Origin of the sequence: Salipiger mangrovisoli (assembly GCF_015223355.1) — a bacterium.
GTDB lineage: Bacteria > Pseudomonadota > Alphaproteobacteria > Rhodobacterales > Rhodobacteraceae > Salipiger > Salipiger mangrovisoli.
The window spans coordinates 163,248-187,046 of the sequence record NZ_JADFFK010000004.1 but is presented as its reverse complement, the minus strand read 5'-3'; the positions used below and the strand labels follow the sequence as shown (position 1 = coordinate 187,046).

Annotated in this window: 17 protein-coding genes; 6 read left to right on the top strand and 11 right to left on the bottom strand. The window is 66.1% G+C overall.

Annotation, left to right across the window (positions count from 1 at the left end):
- Positions 1-119: 119 nt before the first annotated feature.
- Genes IQ782_RS07370 through IQ782_RS07355 form a run of 4 tightly spaced genes read left to right on the top strand, consistent with a single transcriptional unit; the run spans position 120 to position 9,731 of the window.
- Positions 120-6,215: a malectin domain-containing carbohydrate-binding protein gene (locus IQ782_RS07370; protein ID WP_194133975.1), complete on the top strand. Its 6,096-nt coding sequence runs from the start codon at positions 120-122 to the stop codon at positions 6,213-6,215.
- Positions 6,216-6,264: 49 nt separating this feature from the next.
- Positions 6,265-7,386 (top strand): glycosyltransferase, encoded by a 1,122-nt coding sequence (locus IQ782_RS30290; RefSeq protein ID WP_194133974.1) that lies wholly within the window; start codon positions 6,265-6,267, stop codon positions 7,384-7,386.
- Positions 7,383-8,543 carry a glycosyltransferase gene (locus IQ782_RS07360; protein ID WP_194133973.1) on the top strand — a complete coding sequence of 387 codons (1,161 nt, stop codon included), beginning with the start codon at positions 7,383-7,385 and terminating at the stop codon, positions 8,541-8,543. The genes IQ782_RS30290 and IQ782_RS07360 overlap by 4 nt, the downstream gene beginning before the upstream one ends.
- Before the next feature lie 12 nt (positions 8,544-8,555).
- A complete protein-coding gene (locus IQ782_RS07355; RefSeq protein ID WP_194133972.1) occupies positions 8,556-9,731 on the top strand; it encodes a polysaccharide biosynthesis/export family protein in 1,176 nt (391 codons plus the stop codon).
- A gap of 16 nt (positions 9,732-9,747) precedes the next feature.
- On the opposite strand, the gene IQ782_RS07350 is transcribed toward IQ782_RS07355, so the two are convergent.
- From IQ782_RS07350 to IQ782_RS07300, 11 genes are all read right to left on the bottom strand, one after another.
- Positions 9,748-10,686: an MYG1 family protein gene (locus tag IQ782_RS07350; protein WP_194133971.1), complete on the bottom strand. Its 939-nt coding sequence runs from the start codon at positions 10,684-10,686 to the stop codon at positions 9,748-9,750.
- 68 nt (positions 10,687-10,754) lie between these two features.
- On the bottom strand, positions 10,755-12,242 hold the full coding sequence (locus IQ782_RS07345) for an acyl-CoA dehydrogenase family protein (RefSeq protein ID WP_194133970.1): 1,488 nt from the start codon (positions 12,240-12,242) through the stop codon (positions 10,755-10,757).
- 111 nt (positions 12,243-12,353) lie between these two features.
- Positions 12,354-13,229, bottom strand: coding sequence for an amidohydrolase family protein (locus IQ782_RS07340; RefSeq protein WP_194133969.1), 876 nt, complete (start codon positions 13,227-13,229; stop codon positions 12,354-12,356).
- A gap of 10 nt (positions 13,230-13,239) precedes the next feature.
- Entirely contained in the window at positions 13,240-15,108 is a 1,869-nt protein-coding gene (locus IQ782_RS07335; RefSeq protein ID WP_420832630.1) for a feruloyl-CoA synthase, read from the bottom strand.
- Positions 15,109-15,135: 27 nt separating this feature from the next.
- On the bottom strand, positions 15,136-15,909 hold the full coding sequence (locus IQ782_RS07330; protein WP_194133967.1) for a crotonase/enoyl-CoA hydratase family protein: 774 nt from the start codon (positions 15,907-15,909) through the stop codon (positions 15,136-15,138).
- A gap of 32 nt (positions 15,910-15,941) precedes the next feature.
- The gene (locus IQ782_RS07325; protein ID WP_194133966.1) at positions 15,942-16,706 is read right to left on the bottom strand and encodes an SDR family NAD(P)-dependent oxidoreductase; all 765 of its coding nucleotides are present in this window, start codon (positions 16,704-16,706) and stop codon (positions 15,942-15,944) included.
- A 10-nt stretch (positions 16,707-16,716) separates the two neighbouring features.
- The gene (locus tag IQ782_RS07320) at positions 16,717-17,997 is read right to left on the bottom strand and encodes a TRAP transporter large permease (protein ID WP_194133965.1); all 1,281 of its coding nucleotides are present in this window, start codon (positions 17,995-17,997) and stop codon (positions 16,717-16,719) included.
- A complete protein-coding gene (locus IQ782_RS07315; protein WP_194133964.1) occupies positions 17,997-18,545 on the bottom strand; it encodes a TRAP transporter small permease in 549 nt (182 codons plus the stop codon). Before IQ782_RS07315 ends, IQ782_RS07320 begins: the two co-directional genes overlap by 1 nt.
- Before the next feature lie 71 nt (positions 18,546-18,616).
- A complete protein-coding gene (locus IQ782_RS07310) occupies positions 18,617-19,720 on the bottom strand; it encodes a C4-dicarboxylate TRAP transporter substrate-binding protein (RefSeq protein ID WP_194133963.1) in 1,104 nt (367 codons plus the stop codon).
- A 57-nt stretch (positions 19,721-19,777) separates the two neighbouring features.
- Positions 19,778-20,251, bottom strand: coding sequence for a MarR family winged helix-turn-helix transcriptional regulator (locus IQ782_RS07305; protein WP_194133962.1), 474 nt, complete (start codon positions 20,249-20,251; stop codon positions 19,778-19,780).
- 112 nt (positions 20,252-20,363) lie between these two features.
- Positions 20,364-22,223, bottom strand: coding sequence for an FAD-dependent monooxygenase (locus IQ782_RS07300; RefSeq protein WP_194133961.1), 1,860 nt, complete (start codon positions 22,221-22,223; stop codon positions 20,364-20,366).
- Positions 22,224-22,325: 102 nt separating this feature from the next.
- Here IQ782_RS07300 and IQ782_RS07295 point away from each other — a divergent pair, with 102 nt between their 5' ends.
- Both IQ782_RS07295 and IQ782_RS07290 read left to right on the top strand, forming a co-directional pair.
- Complete coding sequence (locus IQ782_RS07295) at positions 22,326-22,757, top strand: MarR family winged helix-turn-helix transcriptional regulator (RefSeq protein WP_240989150.1); 432 nt, start codon at positions 22,326-22,328, stop codon at positions 22,755-22,757.
- 113 nt (positions 22,758-22,870) lie between these two features.
- Positions 22,871-23,743 carry an MBL fold metallo-hydrolase gene (locus tag IQ782_RS07290; protein WP_194133960.1) on the top strand — a complete coding sequence of 291 codons (873 nt, stop codon included), beginning with the start codon at positions 22,871-22,873 and terminating at the stop codon, positions 23,741-23,743.
- The last annotated feature ends 56 nt before the right edge of the window (positions 23,744-23,799 follow it).

Sequence of the window (23,799 nt, the reverse complement as noted above, 5' to 3'; positions counted from 1 at the left end):
CCGGCAAGTGTGAAGTCCTGAACCGGCGCAGAGTAGCGCCAATAACCTAAAATCATAATAATACTAAAGAAAATTGATTTTATAGTTGATTTTACCCCTCTCGTTAGAGGACTCCCAAAATGGCCGAGGATATTACTTTCGGTGTCACCGATCTGGCGGCGGCGCAGAGCACGAACCCAACGGCGCTGGATTTCAGCGAAACCGGAAACCCTGTGCTCTTCGTGGCGCAGCAGAACGGGACGATCTACCGCTACGAGATCGAACGGCAACCGGATGGACCGGATGCTGACACAAGTCCCGATTTCGTCGCCACGTCGACGATGGCGATCAACGTCATCAAGAACGACACCCAGAACTTCAATGATGACGGGACACTGAACACCACGGCGAAGCGGCAGATGACCGGGCTCGTCGCGACCACCGACGAGGACGGGAACGATGTTCTCTACGTCACGTCGTCGGACTGGCGGATCGCGGTGGGCGAGGACAGCGGGCTCGACACCAATTCGAGTCAGATCCACCGGATCGTGCTCGACCCGGATACCGGGGCGGTGTTGTCAAACGTCGCCATCGTGCGCGGGCTGCCGCGATCGGAGGAGAATCACGCGATCAACGGGCTCGACCTTTCGGTCGACCCGGACACTGGCGACACCTATCTGTGGGTCGCCATCGGCGGCAACACCAACAAGGGTGCGCCCGGCAACAACTTCGCCGGGACGGTGGATTTTGCCTATTCGGCGTCGGTCATCAAGATCAACCTGACCGACCTAGAATCCTACGATATCCGCACGGACGCCAACGGAAACCTGTACATTCTCGACTTGCCGACGCTGGACGATCCGTCGCGGCCCAACGTCAACCTGGCGTCTCTGGATATCCAGAACCTCGATCTTGACCCCAATTTCACGCTCGACAACAACGGCAGCAGCGGCGGCGTGCTGCAACCGGACTGGGCAGGCGGCAACAACGGCCTCAACATGGCCAAGATCACCGATTACGTGCTGGTCAGCGAAGACGGTCAGCTCAAACTGGTAGACAACCCGCTGACCATCCACTCGCCCGGTTTCCGCAATCCCTACGATGTCCTCGTGACCGAGGACGGACAGGTCTACACCTGGGACAATGGCCCCAACGGCGGTTGGGGCGGTCAGCCGCTCTCCTATTCCGATGGTGCGGTGGTCAACGACTGGACTTCGGAATTCGCCACCAACGAGTTCAGCGAAGAGAGCAGCAAGGGGTATGGCGACCAGCTGCACTACCTTGGCGAGATCACCGACGCCTATGGTCCCTATGGTGGCCACGCGAACCCGATCCGCGCCGCAGCCGAAGCGCTCTCGCTGGCGTTCAACGCCGACGGCAGCTACGCGGGGGCCACCTCTGGCTCACCGATCATGGCCTATGGCGCGGTGCTCTTTGCCAATGAAGCCGCGGCGCGTGACTTCCTGTCGGAACTGCTGATCATCTATGGGCAGGACTCCTCGGGAAGCTGGATCGACACGACCTCGACCACCGGGCTGCCGGCAGACTTTTTCGACGTCGTCTCCGGCTATGACTGGGAGCATCCGGGCAGCTCGATCGCCAATGTGCTGGCCCATTTCGACGGCACGTCGGTGATGGACGGCACGGCGTATTCGCCAGAATCCCAGCTGCTGGACCAGACCCAGGACGGTTCCCTGCTGACGCTGCCCGAGTCCACCAACGGGCTTGAGGAATACACCGCCAGTTTCTTCGACGGAGCGCTGCAGAATACCATCATCGCGGCCAGTTTCGACGGGACGCTCTACTTCACCCGCGTGGTCGATACCGACGGCGATGGTCGCATGGACTCGGCCTCGGTTGTCTACCAGTTGAGCAACTTCGGCTCGCAGCCGCTGGCCGTGACTGCGCTCGGGGACAACGGGCTTGGCACGTTCATCGACAACGACGGCGATGGGCTGGACGACTTCGCGGGCCTCATCGTCAGCGGCGTGTACGGCAAGGACAACATCGCGATCTTCATCCCCGGCGGCGAGCCGCTGGACGCCAGTGATGATCTCGATCTCGACGGCGTGGACAACACGCTCGACAGCCATGTCGGCGATCCGACCGACGGAACCGGCGCCGTGGTGGGGCCGAATTCCACCTCGCGCTGGGATTTCGAGCTGAACAATCCCGCCTCGACCCCGCCCGGCGCTGTTCCGAGCGGCGACAGCATCGCCGGCGGCATCGGCGTCAATGCCGTATGGCGCAACAACGTGCTGCCGCAGACCGACAACGGCGGTGACCCCACGCAGGGCCTCTATTACGGCGGCGTGTTCAACCTCGGCGGAGCGTCGAGCTTTGTCAGTATCGACGAGGCCTATGCCGGTACCGCAGAGGGCACCGCCAACTCGCAGCAGAACGTGCTCGGGATCGGCTTCATGTCCGCCGGCGCGCAGCAGCTGTCGATCACCAGCGAGATGGTCAACATCTTCACCTATTCGCTGAACAACGACGCCCCGGCAAAGACCTGGGATGGCGGCGAGAAGGTCGGGCTGATGGTGGGGCCGGGCGATCAGGACAACTTCGCCGAGGCCACCATCGCGGTGATCGATGACGGCGGCACGATCAAATATGGCGTGCAACTTCTGGTCGAGACCAACAACAGCTTTGTCACCAGTTTCGTCGAGGTTCCGGGAATCGAGGACCCGACGATCCTCGGGGTCGGCGATCCGAACTTCGAGGTGGCGATCGATCTCGACATGACCGCGGGGGCCGAGACCGCCACCGCGCGGGCGCGCTACGTGGAGAACGGCGTCTACACCGCCTGGGTCTCGACCGGCTCCCTGGCGCTGCCCGCAGCCGTCGTCAGTGCGGTGAAGGGCCAGTACAACAACCTTGGTGCCATCACCGGCGCGGTGGTGGGCATGGTCGCCTCGACCGAGGTCGGCGATGACAGTTTTGCCGCCTCCTGGGATTGGATCGAGGTCACCAACACCTCAAGCGGCGAGGTCGTGCATCGCTGGGTGGCTGGCAATGCCGACGTTGCCGCGACAGACGGCGGCATGGACTGGAGCAGCGACACCTCGGTGATCGTCGCGGGCACGACCTCGGTGACGACCTTCAATATCACCACGCTCGACAGTTCCGTGCCTTCGAGCACCCCGGTCGGCGTCTTCACGCAGGAACGCTGGGCGCGGCCCACCGGCGACGGCATGCAGTTCGAGTTTGCCGTCGATCCCGGCAGCTATGCGATCCGCCTTTACATGGGCAACGGCTATGCCGGAACCGATCAGCCGGGCGAGCGCATCTTCGACGTGTCGATCGAGGGCGCGCTGTTCCTGAACGACTTCGACATCGTCAGCGCCTTCGGCAGCGGAGTCGGTGGGATGATGCAATGGACCGGCGTGATCGATGACGGCATCGCCGACATCGACTTCGCCGCGGTGCTTCAGAACCCGCTGATCAATGGCATCGAGATCGTCGCCATCGACGCCGTCGAGGAAGGACCCTCCATCTCGGTCGCGGATTCGGTGGTTGCCGAGGGCGAGGGCGCGGTGACAGTGGCCATCTCGGCCAGCAACTACGTGCCCTCGGAAAGCAGCGTGCTCGTGCAGTTCGAGGTGCGCCCTGTCTCGGCCACTGCCAGCAGCGACTACACGGTGGTCGGGGCCACGCTCAATGCGGCGACGGGCGTCTACAGCGGCACACGGACTATCGCCGGAGGCTCGGCGGATGCCAGCGTTCAGGTCAACATCATCGATGATGCCCTGGCCGAGTCGAACGAGAGCTTCGAGGTGGTGATCACCGGGGTGACCGGGGCGAATGCCACCATCGGCGACGACACCGCCACGGTGATCATCCTCGACAATGACAGCTCCTCGGGCGGTCCGACCGGCAGCGGAGCGGTCACGCTGGCAATCACGCCGAACAACGACAACGTGCAGAAGTCGAATTACGACAGCGGCTCGTTCATTCTCACCAACGTCGGCGACAAGGTGGTCACCAAGGTCGAGATCGATGTCACGAACGCGGTGCTGACGGATGCGGTCTTCGACCCCTACGGACTCGCAGGGGACACGGTCGCCAAGCCGCTGACCATCAACAACGCGGGCAGCACCGGTGTCGTGGCCCCGTCCGGCCAGAGCTACGTCGGGGCCGGCGGGACCGCCGGTTTCGAGGCCATCGTGCTGACCTTCGATCAGGCCACCGACGGCGGGTTCGAAGCGGGCGAGAAGGTGACCTTCTCGGTCGATATGGATCCCAATTCGATCGCCGGGGCGAAGAAGACCACGCTCGACGCTGGCACCGACCCGGACTGGGACGTCGGCGGTGTCTCGGGGGCCGAACTGATCGGCTCGCGCTTCACAGTCACCTACGCCGACGGCACGACCAGCACTGGCTACCTGCATGGCACCGACACGCAGGCGGGGTCGCGCGGGCTGGCGTCGCAGGCATCGCTTGGCACCGAGGCCAACATCGTGGTCAACGGGTTGGGCGAGGGCGGGGTTGGCACCTACAGCGCTGATGACTTCAGCCTGATCGTCAGCGGGCCCGCGGGCGCGGTGATGCGGGTGGTGCTGATGAAGGGCATGATCCAGCCGACCACCAATGCCTTCACCAACGGAACCAGCCAGGAGCGGATCTACGCGCCGCAGCTCGATGCGCAACTCGCCGCCCTCGCGGCGTCGGATTTCCCCGCCAACAATGCGGTGGAGCTCCAGACGGTCGACGTTACCCTGACCGGCGGCGCACAGGACATCTCGTCGATGTTCGATCTCTCCGGGGTGGCGGCCTATGACTTTGCGGGCGAAGACCAGCTTCCGCTTGGTATCGTCGCGGCGGTGATCGATCCGACGAACGGCAACCTGCCTCTCGGACCGACCACAGATGCAATCTACCTGACCTACGATGCGGACAGCTCAAGCGGTGGCGGCGGTGGGGGCGGCGGCATTCCTGTCGGCGATCCCTTCCGTGTCGAGGCCGAGTCGATGACACTGGTGCAGGGCTTTGCGGCCCAGTCCAACCCTCATGCCTCGGGTGGCGTCTTCATCCAGGCCACCAATTCGGGCACGCAGGTCGCAAGCTACGGCATCACCACGGCCGGGACCTTCGACATCACGCTGGGCTACTTCGACGAGTCCGACGGTCAATCGACGCTGAACGTGCTGCTCAACGGCACGGTGATCGACAGCTTCACCTGGAATCTCGACGCGGGCGACGCGACGGCGAACCGCACGTCCTTTGCCGAGCACACGATTTCGGGGGTGGAGCTGTCGGTGGGTGACACGCTGATGCTGTCGGGGGTCTCCAATGGCAAGGAGCCGCTGCGCATCGACTATGCCGATTTCACCCCGATCGAGGGCGGTACGGGGGGCGGCGGGTCCGAAACCCCTGTCGGCGATCCGTTCCGTGTCGAGGCCGAGACCCTCAGCATCGTGCAGGGCTTCGCAGCTGTCAGCAACCCGAACGCCTCGGGTGACATGTTCATCCAGGCCACCAACTCTGGCACGCAGATCGCCAATTACACCGTCACGCAGGCCGGAAGCTTCGACATCACGCTGGGCTACTTCGACGAGTCCGACGGTCAATCGACGCTGAACGTGCTGCTCAACGGCGCGGTGATCGACAGTTTCACCTGGAATCTCGACGCCGGCGATGCGACGGCAAACCAAACGTCCTTTGCCGAGCGCACGATCTCTGGGGTGACTCTGGGGGTCGGCGACATCCTCCAGCTCTCGGGCACGTCGAACGGCCGTGAGCCGCTGCGTGTCGACTACCTCGACTTCGCCCCGTTGTCGGGCGGAGGCGGTGGCGGGAGTGCGCCCTCTGGCCCCGGCGAGTTGGTGCACGTCGAGGCGGAGAGTTTCTCGCTCGATCAAGGTTTCATCATCAACAACAACAACCATGCATCCGGGGGGCAATTGATCCAGGCGGGGAATGCGGGCGTGCAGAGCGCAAGCTTCGTCTTTGCGGATGCCCCCGGAACCTATAACCTCACCCTTGGGTATTTTGACGAGTCCGACGGTCAGTCGCAGCTCGATATCCTGGTGAATGACACGGTCGTAGACAGCTTTGTCTGGAATCTCGACGCTGGCGACGCAACGGTGAACAAGACGTCCTTCGCCGAGCACAGCACGCTGGGAGTGGACCTCGAGTCTGGCGACATCCTGACATTCACCGGTACTTCGGACGGCGGCGAACCGCTTCGAATTGATTTCCTGGAATATATTTATGTGGATGGGATCATTGGGTGAAATGAAGGATTTTTCAATGGTGGGGCCCGCGCGGTTGCGGGGATTGTACGTGATCCGCGGGAGTTTCTCGCACATCAACGCCCAGCTCGAGGCGGCCCTGCGAAGGGTCCGCCCCGAGATGGAGTTGGACGTCATCGACGTCGGCAAGGAGTTCAAGGACAACATGCTGAGCCAGCTGCGCTGCCTTCTCGGGGTGCAGCGCGAATACGGGCTGTCCAGCTGGAGCTCCAAGGATATGCTGCGCTATCGGTTGGCGCGCTCGCAGGCCTACTATCGCGCGATCAGCGCCTTGATCGGCGACCGCTTCGATCCGGCGGAATATGATTTCACCCTTCAGACCCAATCGCTGTTCAACGCCGCGCTGCCCGGTGTTCCGAACTTCGTCTACACCGACCACGTGGCGCGCGCCGGCATGTCCAGCCTTCAGGGCCGATTTGGCGCGCCAAGCGTCGGCTGGTTCGACTGCGAGCGCGAGATCTACGCGCAGGCCGAGAATGTCTTCACCTTCGGGCCGAAGATCCGCCGGATGCTGGTCGAACAATATGGCATCGCTCCGCAGAGGGCCTCGGCGATCGGTGCCGGGGCCTCGGTGATGCCCAAGCACCCGGTCGAACTGAGCCCGGAGCGGTTTGCTCGGCGGCGCATCCTGTTTGTCGGCGTGGACTGGGAGCGCAAGGGCGGGCCGGAACTCGTCGAGGCCTTCAAGCTGCTGCGCGAGCGGCTGCCTGATGCGACGCTGACGATCATCGGATGCAGCCCCGACGTGCAGGTCGAAGGCGTCGAGGCGCTGGGCCGGCTGCCGCTCGAACAGGTGGCCGAACATTTCCATCAGTCCTCGTGTTTCTGCATGCCGTCGCGGCTCGAGCCCTTCGGCGTGGTTTTCGTCGAGGCGATGCAATTCGGCCTGCCTGTCGTGTCGACGGACGTGGGCGACATCGGCTCGATCGTGGTCGAGGGTGAAACCGGCCATGTCGTCCCGGCGCGCGATCCGGCCGCACTTGCCGAGGCGCTGTTCCAGACCCTCGCAATGCCGGACCGCGCGCTGCGGCTGGGCACTGCGTCCAAGACGCGGGCTGCGCAGTTCACCTGGGATGCGGTCGCACGGCGCATCGCCTCGCATTTCCCCGGCGAGCCGGCCCTGGCGCAGGCCGAGTTGGAGGTGGCCTGGTGAGCAAGCGCATCCTCTACGTGATCGACAGCCTGAAGATCGGGGGCGCCGAGATGCTGCTGCTCGGGCTGCTCGATGCCGTCCAGGCGCGCGGCGGAGAGGCACATGTGGCCTATTTCACACCCGGCCCGCTTCAGGCGCGGGTGGCCGAGCGCGGTGTCGGCATGACCCGCCTCAGCGCCAAGGGCCTGCGTGATCCGGGCGCGCTCTCCCGCTGCCTGAAACTGATCCGCGAGTTCCGGCCCGACATTCTGCACAGCCATCTGATCAAGAGCGATCTCGTCGGCCAGCTGGCCGCACGCCTGTCCGGCGTGCCGCGGCTGATCACGCTGCACAACACCGACCCCTGGCGCGAGAAGAAGGCGATGAGCCTGGTGTATCGTGCCGTGACCGCCGGGGCCGACGCCTGCATCGGTGTGTCCGAGCGGGTCACCGATCACGTCGCCCGCACCGGCGGCTTCCGAGCCGACCGGATCGAAACCATCGTCAACGGCATCGACCTCGACCACTTCGACCGCGACAGGGCCGAGCCTCTCGACCTTGCCGCCTATGGCGTGCGCCCCGGGGCGAAGGTGGTTGCTGTGGTCGGCAGCCTTACCCCGCAGAAGGACCACGAGACCTTCTTGCGCAGCGCCGCCACGCTTGCGCAGCGCATGCCTGATGCGGTGTTCCTCGTGGTCGGCGAGGGACCGCTCGCGCCGCAGATCGAAGCGCAGGCGCGGGCGCTCGGGCTCGGGCCGGAGCGGCTCATCCTGACCGGCGCGATCACCCGGATGCGCGAGCTGCTCGCCGCGCTCGACGTGCTGGTGATCTCGTCGGCCTGGGAAGGGCTGCCGATGATCCTGCTCGAGGGCATGGCGATGCAATGCGCCATTGCTTCGACGGCGGTTGGCGGCATTCCCGACGTGTTGGAAGACGCTGTCAACGGCCGGCTCGTGCCCGCGGCTGACCCCGAAGCGCTTGCACAGGCGGTGGCAGGGCTGCTGGCCGATCCCGCGGCCGCGGCCGAACTAGGCGCCGTGGCGCGCCGCACCGTTGCCGCGCGGTTCAGCGCCGAGGTCATGCGCGAGCGCATCTTCGCCCTTTACGACAGCAAGCAAAGGCCGCGCCCCGGCGCGCGTCGCCAGCCGGGTGCGCCCCGGCTGGACAGTCCCAACTGAGGAGTAGCGAGAATGGTTGTTTTCCTTCGCCAGATGTCCGCCGGTGCGGCGCTTGTCCTGGCACTCACCTTTGGCGGCGGCGGTGTCCGGGCGGAGACGCCGGACTACCTCGTCGATGTGGGCGACCGGCTCACCATCTCGGTGTACGGCAAGCCAGAAATGTCTGGCACCTTCCAGGTCCGCGCCGATGGCAATGTCGCGCTGCATCTTCTCGGGCCGGTCAGCGTTGCCGGCCTCACCATGCGGCAGATCGAGGAACGTATCGAGAGCGACGCGCGCGAGCGCTTCTCCAGCCATGAATCGGTGGTGGTCGACATGCTCCAGTACCGCGATGTCTTCGTGCTGGGTGCGGTGGATAACCCCGGTGCCTACCAGTATCGCCCAGGCATGACGGTGATGAAGGCCGTCGCCATGGCTGGTGGTTTCGAACGGGTTCAGGAAGAGATGGGCAGCGATCGCGACATCGAGAACGCCCGCAACACGCTCGCCGATGCGCGGAGCCGCCTGACCTTCGCCCAATCCGAACGGGATGCGCTCGCCCGCGAGCTGGCGCGGCTCGACGGCGTTGCGCCCGAAGCCGAGTCGGCCGATGCAGATCTGGACCTCCAGCAGGAGCAACTGGTGGGCTTGCGCCGCTCCCTGATGGAGGACCTGATCTCGGGGGCTACGTTGCGCAGCTCGCTTGCCGATGAGGAGGCGGGGATGCTTGACCAGCGCCGGTCTCTGGTCAACGAGCGTCTCGACGCGACTCAAGAGCAGCTCGATGGCATGATGGAGCTCGAGGCCCGCGGCCTTGCGCGCAAGGAACAGACCTTGGGCCTGAAGATCGACCTGTCCGAGTATAACGCCGACCTGCTGGAGATCGCGGCCTTCATCTCGCGCGCCAAGCAGACCCGCGCCAATGCCGAGAGCGACATGCAGGAGGCGCAGACAGAGTACCGGCTGAACCTTCTTCGCGACAAGCTCGAGGCCGACCAGCGCGTCGCGCAGGAACAGACCGACCTTGAGATGGCGCTGGATTTCCTGCGCCGTGCCAGCCCCGCCGCCGCCGCTGACCTAGGCACCGCGGTCGAGACGATCTACGAGGTCTACCGCAACGGCTCCGACACTGCCGAGCGCGTGCCGCCGACCGCCCTGCTTGGGCCGGAGGACGTGCTGCAGGTCAGCTTCGAAGCCGTGATGCAGTGATCTTCGCGGGCGCGGCTCAGGCCGCGCCGGCCACGGCTTCGGCCTCGCGTACGGCAAGCTCTGCCATCGCGAGGATTGCCTCTCGGCTGCCCGCCACGGCGATGAACCGTCCGTTGTGGCAGAATTTCGCGCCCTGCACGCCGCTCGCCTCTTCCAGCGCAGCGTCGGTCAGCCCGGCCCATGCGGCAGGCAGATCGGCGCGCTGATCGAAGCCGTCGGCATTCTTGCGGATGCCGGTGAGCGCCCAGTCCTCGCCGCGCGGGTGCACCACGAACAGCAGGTGATCCGCGCCCGCCGCCACCACCGCCGAGCGGAAGGGCATGCCTTGCGGCAGCTCGAGCACGCGGCTTGCGCCGGCGGTCTCGATGGCGGTCATCACCTGCGCTTCGGCACGGCGCTTGGCGGCCTTGCGACGGACCTGCGCCTCGACGAAGGCGCGGGCGATGTGCAGCGCGCCCGCAAAGGCCATGTCCTCGGCCTCGGGCGCGTTGTCGTCATAAACCGGCTTGAGGCTTTCCAGCAGCATCGGCAGCGTCAGGTCCGACAGCATCGGCCCGGCCTCGGAGGGGCTGAGTGCGCCATTGTCCATCAGGTCCACCGGCAGCACGAAGCCTGCGTCGAAGCTGGCGTGAATGCCCGCAACATCGGCCTCGGGCACGCCCGACGCGCGCAGGTAGTCTGCGCCGTAGTGCGCCCAGATCAACCCGAAGGAGCTGTAGGGCTGCCCATCCTCGCGCAACGGCGCGTCTTTCTGGTGGTGGTCGTAGATGCCCCGCGCGTGGTCATAGTCGCGACCCACGTCGTAGATGATCTTGCCCGCGCCGGGCGCGTTCCAGCCGGCATCGCGGGTGCGGATGATCTCGGCGTCCGGGAACAGGCGGGTGAGGATCACCGAGGACAGCAGTTCATCGGCGTGGAAGCCGCCGGAATGGGTGACAAGGTGGGTGATCTGCATCGTCGGGCCTCTGGATTTCTCGCCGCCCCCATAGCGCGGCAGCGCTCCGCTGCCAAGGCGCGAGGTCCTCAGGCGCGCGCGAGTCTCAGCCGCACTGCCCGCGCCAGCAGATCCGCCGTCTCCTGCGCAAAGCCATGCGCCGCGGCCCGGACCTCTGGCGTCTCGGCGAGGGTCCGGGCACGGGTCTGCCACGCCCCGCAGGCCACCGCCAGCTCGGGGTCATCCCCGCCAAGCCGCGTCAGCAGCGCCGCGAACTGCCCGATCGCCGCGCCACCCTCCAGCTTCAGGCCGCGTGTCGCGAGGGTCAGCGCGTGGATGCCGTTCGCACCCTCATAGATCGCGGTGATCCGCGCATCGCGCCAGACCTGCGCAACGCCGTATTCCTCCAGATAGCCGTAACCGCCGAGGATCTGGATGCCGAGGTCCGCCGAACGGATGCCCGCCTCGGTGGCATATATCTTGCACAGCGGGGTGAGGAACTCGATGAGGGCAGGGGCCTCGGCCTTCTCCAGTTCGGCCAGTGCGAGATGGCACATGCCGCGGGCCGTGCGGGCGAGGTCCTGTTGCTCTTCCAGCATCCGCGCCACGTCGGGATGGTCGGTCAGCAGCGCGGGATCGCCGTCGGGGGTGCGGCCCTGTTTGCGCTCGCCAGCATAGGCGCTGGCGATGGCGAAGGCGCGGGTGGCGTGGGCCACGCCCTGCAAAGCCACATCGAGCCGGGCGTGGTTCATCATGGTGAACATCGCCGAAAGCCCGCGGCCTTCAACCCCGATCAGCTCGGCGGTCGCGCCGTCGAATTCCATCTGGCAGGTGGGCGAGGCGTGCAGGCCGAGCTTTTCCTCGATCCGCGTGACCGTGATGGCGTTGCGAAGCCCATCGACATCTGACGTGCAGAGGAAGAGCGACAGACCCTTCACCCCGTCCTCGGGCGCGCCGGTGCGGGCGAGGACCAGGTGAAGGATGCCCTGCGACATGTCCTGGTCGCCGCCCGAGATGAAGATCTTCTGCCCCTCGATCTTCCACGCGTCCCCCACCCGCGTCGCCTTGCAGCGGATGCGCGAAAGGTCCGACCCCGCCCCGGCCTCGGTCAGGCACATGGTCGAGAGCCAATCGCCCGACGTGAGGCGCGGGATATAGGCGGCCTGCTGCTCGGGCGTGCCGTGGGCGAGCAGGGTCGAGATCGCGCCGGGCACCAGACCGGTCACCATTTGCAGCGCGTGGTTGGCCCCCGAGAAGATCTCCGACACAGCCGCCGCCGTCAGGTGATCGAGCGCCTGTCCGCCAAAGGCCTCGGGGGCGGTGAGCCCCTGCCAGCCACTCTCGGCGAGCTCGGCATAGGCCGCGCCGAAGCCCTCGGGCATCCGCACCCGGCCGTTCTCGAGCCGACAGCCCTGCCGGTCGCCAGGCGCGTTGAGCGGCGCAAGCACGCCCTCGGCGAAGGCGGCAAAATGCTGGGTGATCTCCAGCGACAGCTCGGCATCCCACCCGGGGGCGTCCCCGGCAAAGAGACGCAGGCTGCGGAAAATCTCGTCGGTGGGGGCCTGGAAAGGGATCATCTGTGCCTCGGCTCGCGGGGGGCTTGGCGGCGCGGGAGCGCTGCCGCGGAGCCTGCTGCGGCTCCACGCGTGAAGGAGGGAAGTCCGCGCGCCGGAGCGCGCGGGAGTGGGTCAGGTCGGGATGCCCAGCAGGCGCATCGCGTTTTCCTTGAGGATCAGCGGGCGCACCTCGTCCTTGAACTCGGCCTTGTCGAAGGCGTCGAGCCATTTCTCGGGGGCGATCATCGGCCAGTCCGATCCGAAGAGCATCTTCTTCTTCAGGATCGAGTTGGCGTATTGCACGAGGATCTTCGGGAAGTACTTCGGCGACCAGCCCGAGAGGTCGATGTAGACGTTGGGCTTGTGCTGCGCGACCGAAAGCGCCTCTTCCTGCCAGGGGAAGGAGGGATGCGCCAGGATGATCGGCATGTCGGGGAAATCCACCGCCAGATCATCCATGTACATCGGGTTCGAGTATTTCAGCCGCATGCCGTTGCCACCGCGCATGCCCGAGCCGACGCCGGTCTGCCCGGTGTGGAAGAGCGCCGGCACCCCGGCCTCGGCAATCGCCTCGTAGAGCGGATAGGCCATGCGATCGTTGGGATAGAAGCCCTGCATCGTGGGGTGGAACTTGAAGCCCTTGATGCCGTGGTTCTGCACCAGGTCCCGCGCCTCGCGCGCGCCGAGCTTGCCCTTGGCGGGGTCGATCGAAGCGAAGGGTATGAGGATGTCGTTGTTCTTGGCGCAGGCGTCGGCGACCTCGTAGTTGTCGTAGCGCCGGTAGCCGGTCTCGCGCTCGCTGTCGACGGGGAAGATCACCGCGGCGATGTTCATCTGCCGGTAATGCGCGGCGGTCTCGTCGATGGTCGGCGGATGCGCCCAGGGCGCGCCGAAGTACTTGGCCATCGTCGACTGCAGTTCGTCGTAGCCGTCGTCGGTATGACAGCCGCAGGCTTCCTCGGCGTGGGTGTGGAAGTCGATCGCGCGGATCTTGGCGAAGTCGATCATGGATGCCTCCTCAGACGCGGATCAGCGCCGGATCTTCGTTGTCGTAGAGCCGCTCGAGCAGGTCGGCGCGGCGGGTCAGGATCTTCTTGATGTTGAGCGAGCCCTTGTCGGTGATCTCGTGGTGTTCGAGCGAGGGCGCTTCGGCCAGCACCAGCGCACGGGTAATGCGCTTGGCAGAGCCGGTGACATGGGCGTTCATCTCGCGCAGGCGCAGCTCGATCTTGGTCATCAGCTCGGCGTCGGTGATGGCGCCCTGGGTCTCCTCGCCGGGTTTGGCGGCACCGGGGACGGGGAAGATGAAGAGCCCGACCTCGCCGCGATCGTGCCCACAGATCACCACGTCCTGCGCGATCCCGGCCAGCTCCTTCAGCGCGGCCATGCGCAGGTTGCCCGCCTGCACCCATGTGCCGGTGTCGAGCTTGAAGTCCTCCGAGACGCGGCCGTCGAACACCAGCCCGCGGTTGGCGTCCTCGGGATCGACGAAGCGCACCGCGTCGCCGGTGATGAAGAAGCCCTCCTCATCGAAGGCCTCGGCGGTCTTCGCGGGGTCGTTGAAGTAGCCTTCCATCACGTTGGGGCCCTTCACCCGGACCTCGCAGCGCATGTCCTCGTCGGGGATCAGCTTCACCTCGACACCCGGAAGCGGCACGCCGATCACGCCCGAGCGGCCGATGGGCTCGTGCACCATCAGGCAGGCGGGGGCGGTCTCGGTCAGGCCCCAGCTCGAGATCATCATCGGCAGCCCGCCGCGGGCGTGGATGCAGAACTGCTCGAGCGCCTCCCAGACGTCCTGCGGCAGCGAGGCCCCTGCGTAGAACAGCAGCTGCTGGTCCTTGAAGAGATGCTGCTGCAGCGCCGGGTCGTCCTTGATCGCGCCGACCAGCATGTTCCAGCCGACCGGCACGTTGAAGGCCAGCGTGCCGGGCCGGTCTGTGCGGTTCTTCAGCGTGGTCTCGAAGCCCTTGCCGGTGGGCTTGCCGCTGTCGATGGTCAGCGTGCCGCCGTGCGCGAGCATCATGTTCACGTTGTGCGAGCCGCCGAAGACGTGGTTCCACGGCAGCCAGTCGGTGATGCGCGGCGCGTGGTCCATCAGGAAGGGCAGGGCGACCTGCATCTGCACCTGGTTGACGCACATCATCCGGTGCGTGGTCAACACGCCCTTGGGATCGGAACTGGAGCCGGAGGTGAAGAGGATCTTCGCCAGCGTGTCCGGGCCGACGGTCGCGTGCACCGCGTCGAGCTTGGGGCTTTCCCCGGTGGCCAGCAGTTCGGCCATGGTCGTGACCGGACGCCCGGCCTCGCCACGCGCGGCGACGACCTCGACGTCCGCGAGCTGCGGCAGGGCAAGGGCGGAGGCATAGCGCGTCGCGTCATCGACGAAGGCGATCTTGGGGGTGACCTTGTCGAGTACGTAGATCAGCCGCCCGTGGGCCTCGGGGATCAGCGAGTACTGCTCGGCCAGCGGCACCACCGGCACGCCGATGTATTGCGCCGCCAGCGAGACCAGCAGGTGATCGAGCCCGTTGCCCGAGAGCATGGCGATGGTGTCGCCCTTATCTAGCCCGCGTGCCAGCAGCGCCGAGGCGATGGCGCGCACCTGTTGAAGCAGCTCCTGATAGGTCACGTTGCGCCAGCCGGGGCCCTCGGTGGGGCGCTCCGAGACGGCGACGCGATAGGGGGCCTCCGCTGCCCAGCGATGAAGCCACGCGCCGGTGTTGGGCACCGCCACGGGCAGATCGTAGCCCGAGCGCAGCAGGATGGTGCCATCCTCGCGGTCCTCGCGGAGCACCTTGTGCGGCACGTAGCGGTTCAGCGTGTGTTGGCGGGCCCATGCCGCGCGGGCCTCATGGCCTGTCGGCGCCGGTTCGATGAGTTTCATGTCCATTCCTCCTCCCTCCGGTTCGGTTCAGCGGAACACGGGCGCGCGCTTTTCGAGGAAGGCGTTGAGCCCCTCTTCTGCGTCCGGGGTGGTCTGCACCAGCGCGGCGCAGAGGCTCTCGGTGAATAGGCCATCGCTGCGCGACATGTCGTTGATCCGGCTCAGGGCCTGCACCATGAAGTAATTGGACATGGGCGCATTCCCGGCGATCTGCTCGGCCAGCTTGCGGGCCAGCGGCAGCGCCTCACCCGCCTCGACGCTGTAATGGGTCAGCCCCAGCCGCAGCCCGTCCTCGGCACCGTATTTGCGCCCCGTGAGCATCATCTCGACCATGCGATCCGCCCCGAGGATACGGCCCACGCGCACCGAGGCGCCGCCGCCGACGAAGATGCCGCGCCGCCCCTCGGGCAGCTGGAAGATCACCGAAGGCTCGGCGATGCGCACATGGGTCGAGGCCGCCAGCTCCAGCCCGCCACCGATCACCGCGCCCTCCATGGCCGAGATCGTCACCTTGCCGCCGAACTGGATCATCTCCATCACCCGGTGCCAGTTGCGCGAGTGGTAGACGCCATCCTCGGCGCTGCGCGAGACATGTTCCGACAGGTCCAGCCCCGAGCAGAAATGCCCGCCCGCGCCGGTCAGGATCACCACGCGCACCTCCTTGGGCAGGGTCACATAGGCGTTCTCCAGCGCCGCGATCAGCCCGTCGCTCATGGCATTGCGCTTGTCGGTGCGGATCATGGTGAGGGTGGCGATCTGGCCGTCCACCTCGGTGGTCAGGTACTTGGCGTGGTCGGACATGGCAGTCTCCTTCGGGGTCTTGGGGCGGGCGGTCATTTCGGGGCGAGCCGGACGGCGCTGTCGAGGCGGATCACCTCGCCGTTCAGCAGCGGGTTCTGGATGATCTGCTGCACCAGCAGGGCGAATTCGTCGGGTCTGCCCATGCGCGAGGGGAAGGGCAGGCCAGCCTCCAGCGCGGCGCGTGCCTCGGGCGGCAATCCGGCGCTCATGGCGGTCTCGAAGAGACCCGGCGCAATGGTCATCACGCGGATGCCGAAGCGGGCCAATTCACGCGCGGCGGGCAGGGTGAGCGAGGCGATCCCGCCCTTCGAGGCGGCATAGGCGGCCTGTCCGATCTGCCCGTCCTGATAGGCGACGGACGCGGTGTTGAGGATGATCCCCCGCGCGCCGTCCGCATCGACGGGCTCCAGCGCCGACATGGCGCGGGCGGCGTGGCTGAGCACGATGTAACTGCCGAGCGTGTTGACCTTCAGCGTGCGCTCGAAGGCCTCGATGGGCAGCGCGCCATCGCGCGGGAGGATGCGGGTGGCGGTGCCGATGCCGGCGCAGTTGACCGCAATGCGGGGGGTGCCGAGTTTCTCGGTGACCTCGGCGAACGCACTTTCCACGGCAGCAGCGTCCGAAACGTCGACCGCCACGGCGAGCCCGCCGATCTCGCCTGCCACCCGCTGCGCGGCCTCGGCCGAGAGGTCCAGCACCGCGACCTTTGCGCCCGCCGCCGCCAGCCGCCGCGCGGTGGCCTCGCCGAGGCCGCTTCCGGCACCGGTGACGAGGGCGATGGTTCCATTGATGTCCATGGGGAAATCCTCAGAAGAAGCCGCGCACGGCGAGCAGGCCGCCGACCAGCACGAGGTCGGCGAGGATGAAGGGCACGATCCCCGCGAAGACCTGCTCCAGCCGCACGTAGTCGCGGGCGACGGAGTGGATGACGAAGACGTTGAGCCCCACCGGCGGCGTGATCATGCCGATCTCCAGCAGCTTGGCGACCAGCAGGCCGAACCACAGTTTGTCGACGCCGTGCTGGGCAAGGATCGGCAGGAAGAGCGGCAGGGTCAGCAGCAGCGCGCCGATCGGCTCGAGAAACATGCCGAGGATCAGGTAGATCAGCACGATCACCAGCAGCAGCGCGAAGGTGCCGAGGCCGAGCCCCTCGACGAACATGCCCATCTGCATCGAGAGGCCCGACATGGCGACGAGCCGGGTGAAGAGGTTGGCGCCGATGGCGATGATGAAGAGCGCGCCCGAGGAGAGCAGCGTGTCGACGATGCTTTCCTTGAAGTCGGCCCAGCTCAGCGAGCGGCGGGCGATGCCGAGCAGCAGCGCGACGAAGCTGCCGAAGGCCCCCGCCTCGGTGGCGGTGAAGAAGCCGGAGAAGAGCCCGCCGAACACCGCGCCGATGAGCAGCAGCACCGGCCAGATCTCGGCGGTCTTCTTCCAGCGATCGCCCATGGTGTAGGGCTCGGCGCGCGGCAGGCTTGCGGGGTTGCGCAGCCAGACAACCAGAACGGCGCAGATGTAGAAGGCGAGCGACGCGAGGCCGACGAAAAGCCCGCCGAGGAAAAGGTCGTTGATCGAGGTCTCGGCCTGGATGCCGAAGAGGATCAGGATGATCGACGGCGGGATCAGCGCGCCGATGGTGCCGCCTGCGGCGACCGCGCCGGTGGCGATGCGCAGGTCGTATTTCTGCCGCGCCATCTCGGGCACCGCGATGCGGCCGATGGCGGCGGAGCAGGCAACCGACGAGCCCGACACCGCGGCAAAGCCCGAGGCCCCCGCCAGCGAGGCGATGGCCAGCCCGCCGGGCAGCCAGCCCCACCAGACCCGCGCCGCCTCGAAGAGGCCGCGGGTGAGGCCGGAGTGGTAGGCGATGTAGCCCATCAGCAGGAACATCGGGATCGAGCTGAGCGTCCAGCTCGCCGAGGTGGTGTAGGGGATGGTCGAGATCATCGAGAGCGCCGGGCGGATGCCCGCGACAGCCCAGATGCCGACGAAGGAGACGAGGATCAGGCTGGCGGCGATGGGCACGCGCAGGCCGATCAGGATGAGCAGGGCGGCAAGGGCGAGAATGCCGATGGTGACGGGATCCATCAGAGGGTCTCCCCGGAATTGGACATGTCTTCAAGTGCGCCGACGGGATCGTGGTCATGTTCGCCGAAGCGGCCGGTCAGCACCTCGAGGATGCGTATCGCCATGATCAGCAGGGCAAGGGCGAAGGAAATCGGCAGGATCCAGTAGCTCGGCCAGGTGACGAAGCGCAGGGTGCCGGCCTCGATGTAGGCGCCGCGCGACATCTGGCGGAGCGCTTCGAGGCTGGAGCCGTAGGTCAGCACGGCAAGCACCGCCGCAAAGATGCCGAAGCCGAGCAGCTGGACCAGTTTCAGCGGAGTGCCGGTCAAGGTCTGGGTGAAGACCGTCGCCTCGATATGGCGGCGCTTCAGTTCGGTCAGCGCGAGGGGCAGGACGCTGACCGCGACCATGTAGTACTTGCCGACGAGATCGGCGGTGGCGGGGAAGCCGGCGCCGAGAAAGGCGCGCATGAAGACGTCCACCACGACCTGCAGCATCATCGCCAGCAGCACGAAGCCACCCAATATCATACTGATCCGCGCCACGGCGGTCTCAATCGGAGCAAGCATCCGATCCTCCGGGGATGAGGGGAAATGTCTGGGAGGCGCGCGCCGGAGGAGCGCCGGCGCGCGCGGCAGGATCAGCTGCCGTAGGAGGTCAGGTCGATTTTCGACCAGATTTCCTCGGTGCGCAGGGCGGCCAGCTCTTCCGGGGTCATGTCGGGGGTGACCAGCTCTTCCCACTTGTCGATGAGCGCCTTGTAGCGGTCGATCTTGGTTTGCGCGTCGGCAACGCCGCGGCCCTCGAGGATCGAGGCGGCATTGGCGAGACGCTCTTCGTTGAAGCTGTCACGGGCGTCGATCAGGCTCTGGTCGGGCTCAATGAACTCGACCATCTCGCCGGCGCGCACTTCCTCGATCTGGCGGTCGAAGCCGGCCATGCCCGCAGCGATGCCGTATTGCGCCGCGGTCGCCAGCGCCATGCGGTCATCGGCATCCATGCGATCCCAGAGCATCGCGCTCGCAGTGGTGATCGCAGCGCCATTGAACACGCCCTCCTCGATCTCGGTCACGTAGTCCACCACGTCGCCGAGCCGGTTTGCGATGATCTCATGCGGCGAGGAAAAGGTCGCGTCGATCACGCCCTGGCTGAGGCTCTCGAAAAGCTCCGAGGACGGCATCTGCACGGGCGCGCCGCCGACGCTTTCGACGAAGGCCGCATAGAAGGGCGAGCCGGAACGGACCTTGAGGCCCTTCATGTCGTCGGCGGTCTTCACCGGCTTGGTCGACAGCAGATCGTAGAGCGGCGTGGTGTCGGAGCCGAGGTAGATCTGGCCGTTGCGGGTGAATTCCGCCTGGCAGGGCGCGCAGGTGGCGATGTACTCGGTCACCGCCGAGCTGACGACGGCGGCGCTGGAGCCCAGCATCGAGAGTTCCGAGACCAGCACGCTGTCGGGGTATTCGGCGACGAAATAGGGCATCAGCAGCGCGCCGAACTCGGTCACGCCGTCGCGCAGGCCGGTCGACATCTCGTTGGGCGCGACCAGCCCCGAGGGCGTGTCCTGGCCCGTCCAGCGCCCATCGGTCAGCTCTTCGAGCTTCTTGAAGAGCGTCGGGTAGACGTCCTTGGCGACGGCGTGGTTGGGACCGAAGCCGCTGGTGGCGCGGATGGTGTCGGCCGAGGCGCTGACAGCCAGCGCAGAAATCGAGCAGGCGAGCAGGGTCGCCGCAAAACGCGTTTTCATGGTTATCCTCCCTGTGACAGTTCGCGGCCGGCCTCCTCTGCCGCCCGCATTGTTCGCTCAGCGCGTGTTGTCCTCGAGCCGTTGCAGAACGGCCATAAGATGCGCGCGGTCTCTTTCGTCGAGCCGGCCGATGATTTCGTCTTCGGCGGATCTGACTTTTTCGGCGGCACGGTCGCGCAGGCGCCGTCCGCGCAGCGTGGCCGTCAGCGCATAGCGCCGGCGGTCGGTGGGAACCTTCTTGCGGGTGATGAGACCACGCTGCTCCAGCTCGTCGATGATCACGACGAGATTCGAGCGCTCCATCTGCAAGGCATCCGCAAGCTCCGACTGCACGATCCCGGTGTTGTCGGTGATGATCGACAGGCACGAGAAGCTGACCACCCGCAGGTCGTCCTCGGCCAGCACGCGCTGCGCCTGGGGCTGGATCTGCATGTAGGCGCGTTTCAGCCGGTATCCGATCAGATCGCCGAGCACCGTGTCCTCCACAGTCGGCCCGCCACGGTCTTCGGAAAGGTCGTCAGTCTGCGGCATGGGGTTCCTCCTGTCAAAAACGGTATGAAGGATAATAGTTATAGTCAATAACTAAATTGTCGCCTGCTTTTCGGGCCGCCGCGGGGGCGGCGGCCCGAGGGCTTCCGTGGGGTTACGCTGGGAGCAGGAAGCCGTTGAGGAATTTGGAAATTTCGTTCACCGCATCGAGCGGAAGAACCTGCGCGACATGCTGGTCGGGGCGCAGAACGAGCAATGCGCCGCGAGCGCGGTCAATGCCGCGAAGGTCGAAGATATCGGGACCGTTCGGTGCCGCGCAGAAGACCTTTTCATAGTCGGTCAGCCGGTGCTGTCCCTTCTTCGGCAGCAGCACGGGGGGGAGGTCTTCGAGCCGGAGCTCGCGGTGCGGCACCTGGAAGACGGCGCGCAGATCAAGGACGCTGTCCGGGTCGGTGCCCTCGGGGGTGAAGCTCGCGATCACCGGCTCCAGCGCGGTGCAGAGCCGCGCGACTGCGCCGCCTGGCAGGCCCATGTCCCCGGCCGGCGCGAAGGCCAGCACGCGCCAGCGCCCGTCGGCCAAGAAGGCATGACCGAGCTGCATGGGCTTCGCGTCCGCCAGACGCACCACAGGGGCAGAGTGGAATCGCTTGCCCACGCGCTGACCGGTTGCGAGCGCCTGATTCTCGGTGCCCCCGGTGATCAGCGAGGGATCGTAGCGCGTCTCGACCCCGGCGGTGTAGCGACCGTGCTGCTTGAAATAGCGCTGGAACTGCGCGGCCTCGGCGTCGTCCTTCGGCTTGGCGCTGAACAGGCGGGCCATGTCGCGGTCGAAGTCGATCAGCTCCTTGGCCTTGGCGCGTCGTTCCTCGGAGTAGGTGTCCAGAAGGGCAGGTGCGGCGCGCCCACGCAGCACCGCGGCGAGTTTCCAGCCAAGGTTGAACGTATCGGCCATGCTGACGTTCATACCTTGCCCAGCCTTGGGGCTGTGGGTGTGGCAGGCGTCCCCGGCGATGAAGACGCGTGGACTGCGACTGCCGCGCTCGGTCTCTGGTACGTCGTCGAAGGCGTCGCAGACCCGCTGGCCGATCTCGTAGGCGGACCACCAGGCGATTTCTTTCACGTCGAGCGCATAGGGGGCGAGGATCGCCTGCGCCTTGGCGATCAGAAGTTCGGCGCTCACATCGCGGTCAGCGGCGCGCTCGGTGCCGTGCAACTCGCCCAGCTCGATGTACATGCGCACCATGTAGCCGCCCTCGCGCGGGATGATCAGCACGCTGCCCTGATTGGCGGACTGGATCGCCGCCTTGAGGCGGATGTCGGGAAAATCGGTGACCGGCAGCACGTCCATCACCCCCCAGAGCTGGCGCGCCGACTCGCCTTTCAGCGCGTGGCCCATCGAGGCGCGCACCGTGCTTCGGGCGCCGTCGCAGCCGACGACATAGCGGGCGCGGAGGGTCTCGGTGCCGCTCCCGTCGAGGCATTTGAACGTCGCTTCGATCGGGTAAACGTCATCCCCAGTCTCGGTCAGCTCTATCAGCTCGCGGTTGTAGTCCGGCGTCAGGCGGCGCGGTGAATTGCGCATGATCTCGAGGTAGAAATCATGCACCCGCGCCTGGTTGAGGATCACGTGCGGCATCTCGGACAGGTCGTTCTCGACGTCCTCAATGCGGTCGGCGCGGTGCAGGGCGCCATCGCCGCCGGGGCGCCAGAAGGCAACCTCGTTAACCCAGTAGCCCTCTTTCACGACTTTTTCGGCAAAGCCGAATGCCTCGAACATCTCGACCGAGCGGCAGGCGATGCCGTCGGCCTGTCCCACCTCCAGCGGGCCGGGCTTGCGCTCGGTGATGCGCACCGAGATCTCGGGGAACGCCGAGAGCTGGGCTGCCAGGGTCAGTCCCGCCGGGCCGCAGCCGACGATCAGAACGTCGATGTCCCGTGCCCTTTCGCCCAAGCCGGGCAGGGCGTCGGCGCGGGCGGGGTCGCCGCTGCGAAATCCGTTCAGGTGAAACTGCATGGCCTGATCCTCCCGATTTAGTAAGTATACGTATTATATTTCTGTAGCCTGGGGCGGAGTCAATATGGTAAGTGCACATATCATATTTCGGAGCCCAACCCCATGACCTCACGGGACGATCTGGCGCAGATGCCCGGCCACCTGATCCGCAGGCTGCACCAGCGCTCTAGCGCGGTCTTCGCCGAACGGATGAAATCGGCGCCGATGGAGCTGACCTCTGTGCAATACGCGGCGCTCGACGTGCTGGCGCGAGAGCCGGGGATCGATCAGGCCCGGCTTGCGTCGCTTATCGCCTATGACCGGGCGACGATCGGCGAGGTGGTGAAACGACTCGAGAAAAAGGGGCTGGTGGCGCGGCATGTGAACGAGGAGGACCGGCGCGCCCGCACTCTGCGCCTGACCGGCGAGGGCGAGGTCGCTCTCGCGCAGGTCGCCCCCATGGTCGCGGCACTGCAGGCGGAGATCCTCGGCAAACTCACCGAGGCCGAGCAGGCACAGTTCCTGCAGCTTGCGCGCAAGGCAGTCGACGCCTGACAGGGGAAAAATCCCCAGTCGGGGGTGACATCTCGAGTCGGAATTATATATTCGTCAGTGTGAATATGATTGAGCCACCTGGCCCGGTCCCCCCTGAGTGCAAGGAGACAAAGATGACGCCGAGCCCCGTCGTGCAGCCTTTCTGGGATGAGCCCACCGGAAGTTGGCAATACGTCTTCCACGATCCACTGAGCATGAAGGGTGCGATCGTCGATCCGGTGCTGGACTTCGACCCGCTGGCCGGTGCCACCGGGACCGGGAACGCCGACGCGCTCATCGCCTATGTGCAGGAGGCCGGGATCGAGATCACCCATATCCTCGACACGCACCCCCACGCCGACCACTTCTCGGCGGCACCCTACATCAAGTCGCAGATCGGCGGGACCACCGCCATCGGTGAGCACGTGTCGAAGGTGCAGAAGCTCTGGCAGGGCATCTACAACTTGCCCGACCTGCCGACCAACGGCGCGCAATGGGATGTGCTCTTTGCCGACGGCGACGAGTTCATGGTGGGCGGCATCCCGGTGCGGGTGATCTTCAGTCCGGGGCACACGCTGGCCTCGATCACCTATGTGGCGGGCGATGCCGCATTTGTGCATGACACCTTCATGATGCCTGACAGCGGCACTTCGCGGGCCGATTTTCCCGGTGGCAGCTCGGGGGATCTCTACGCAAGCCTGATGCGGATCCTGACGCTGCCCGAGGACACCCGGCTCTACGTCGGACACGACTACGCCCCCGAGGGCCGCGCGGCGCAATGCTGTGCCACGGTGGCCGAGCACAAGGCGCGGAACATCCACCTCAGGGGAAGACCGTCCGAGGCCGAATACCGCGCAACGCGCGACCAGCGCGACGCCACCCTGCCGCTGCCCAAGCTGATGCTCGCGGCGCTTCAGGTCAACATCCGCGGCGGGCGGCTGCCCGAGACGGAAGCCAACGGGCGTAGCTACCTGAAAATTCCGCTGAACTATTTCGAGCCGAGGTAGAAAGGGGGCGCCGGGGCACAAAACCCGGCTCCCCGAAGGTCGGGACCCGCTAGGGA

Coding starts and splice junctions, on each gene's coding strand:
- IQ782_RS07350 (WP_194133971.1), bottom strand. CDS start 10,686: ATGCAGATCACCCACCTTGTCACCCATTCCGGCGGCTTCCACGCCGAT.
- IQ782_RS07325 (WP_194133966.1), bottom strand. CDS start 16,706: ATGGACATCAATGGAACCATCGCCCTCGTCACCGGTGCCGGAAGCGGC.
- IQ782_RS07330 (WP_194133967.1), bottom strand. CDS start 15,909: ATGTCCGACCACGCCAAGTACCTGACCACCGAGGTGGACGGCCAGATC.
- IQ782_RS07345 (WP_194133970.1), bottom strand. CDS start 12,242: ATGATCCCTTTCCAGGCCCCCACCGACGAGATTTTCCGCAGCCTGCGT.
- IQ782_RS07355 (WP_194133972.1), top strand. CDS start 8,556: ATGGTTGTTTTCCTTCGCCAGATGTCCGCCGGTGCGGCGCTTGTCCTG.
- IQ782_RS07305 (WP_194133962.1), bottom strand. CDS start 20,251: ATGCCGCAGACTGACGACCTTTCCGAAGACCGTGGCGGGCCGACTGTG.
- IQ782_RS07300 (WP_194133961.1), bottom strand. CDS start 22,223: ATGCAGTTTCACCTGAACGGATTTCGCAGCGGCGACCCCGCCCGCGCC.
- IQ782_RS07290 (WP_194133960.1), top strand. CDS start 22,871: ATGACGCCGAGCCCCGTCGTGCAGCCTTTCTGGGATGAGCCCACCGGA.
- IQ782_RS07370 (WP_194133975.1), top strand. CDS start 120: ATGGCCGAGGATATTACTTTCGGTGTCACCGATCTGGCGGCGGCGCAG.
- IQ782_RS07340 (WP_194133969.1), bottom strand. CDS start 13,229: ATGATCGACTTCGCCAAGATCCGCGCGATCGACTTCCACACCCACGCC.
- IQ782_RS07310 (WP_194133963.1), bottom strand. CDS start 19,720: ATGAAAACGCGTTTTGCGGCGACCCTGCTCGCCTGCTCGATTTCTGCG.
- IQ782_RS07335 (WP_420832630.1), bottom strand. CDS start 15,108: ATGAAACTCATCGAACCGGCGCCGACAGGCCATGAGGCCCGCGCGGCA.
- IQ782_RS07315 (WP_194133964.1), bottom strand. CDS start 18,545: ATGCTTGCTCCGATTGAGACCGCCGTGGCGCGGATCAGTATGATATTG.
- IQ782_RS07295 (WP_240989150.1), top strand. CDS start 22,326: ATGACCTCACGGGACGATCTGGCGCAGATGCCCGGCCACCTGATCCGC.
- IQ782_RS07320 (WP_194133965.1), bottom strand. CDS start 17,997: ATGGATCCCGTCACCATCGGCATTCTCGCCCTTGCCGCCCTGCTCATC.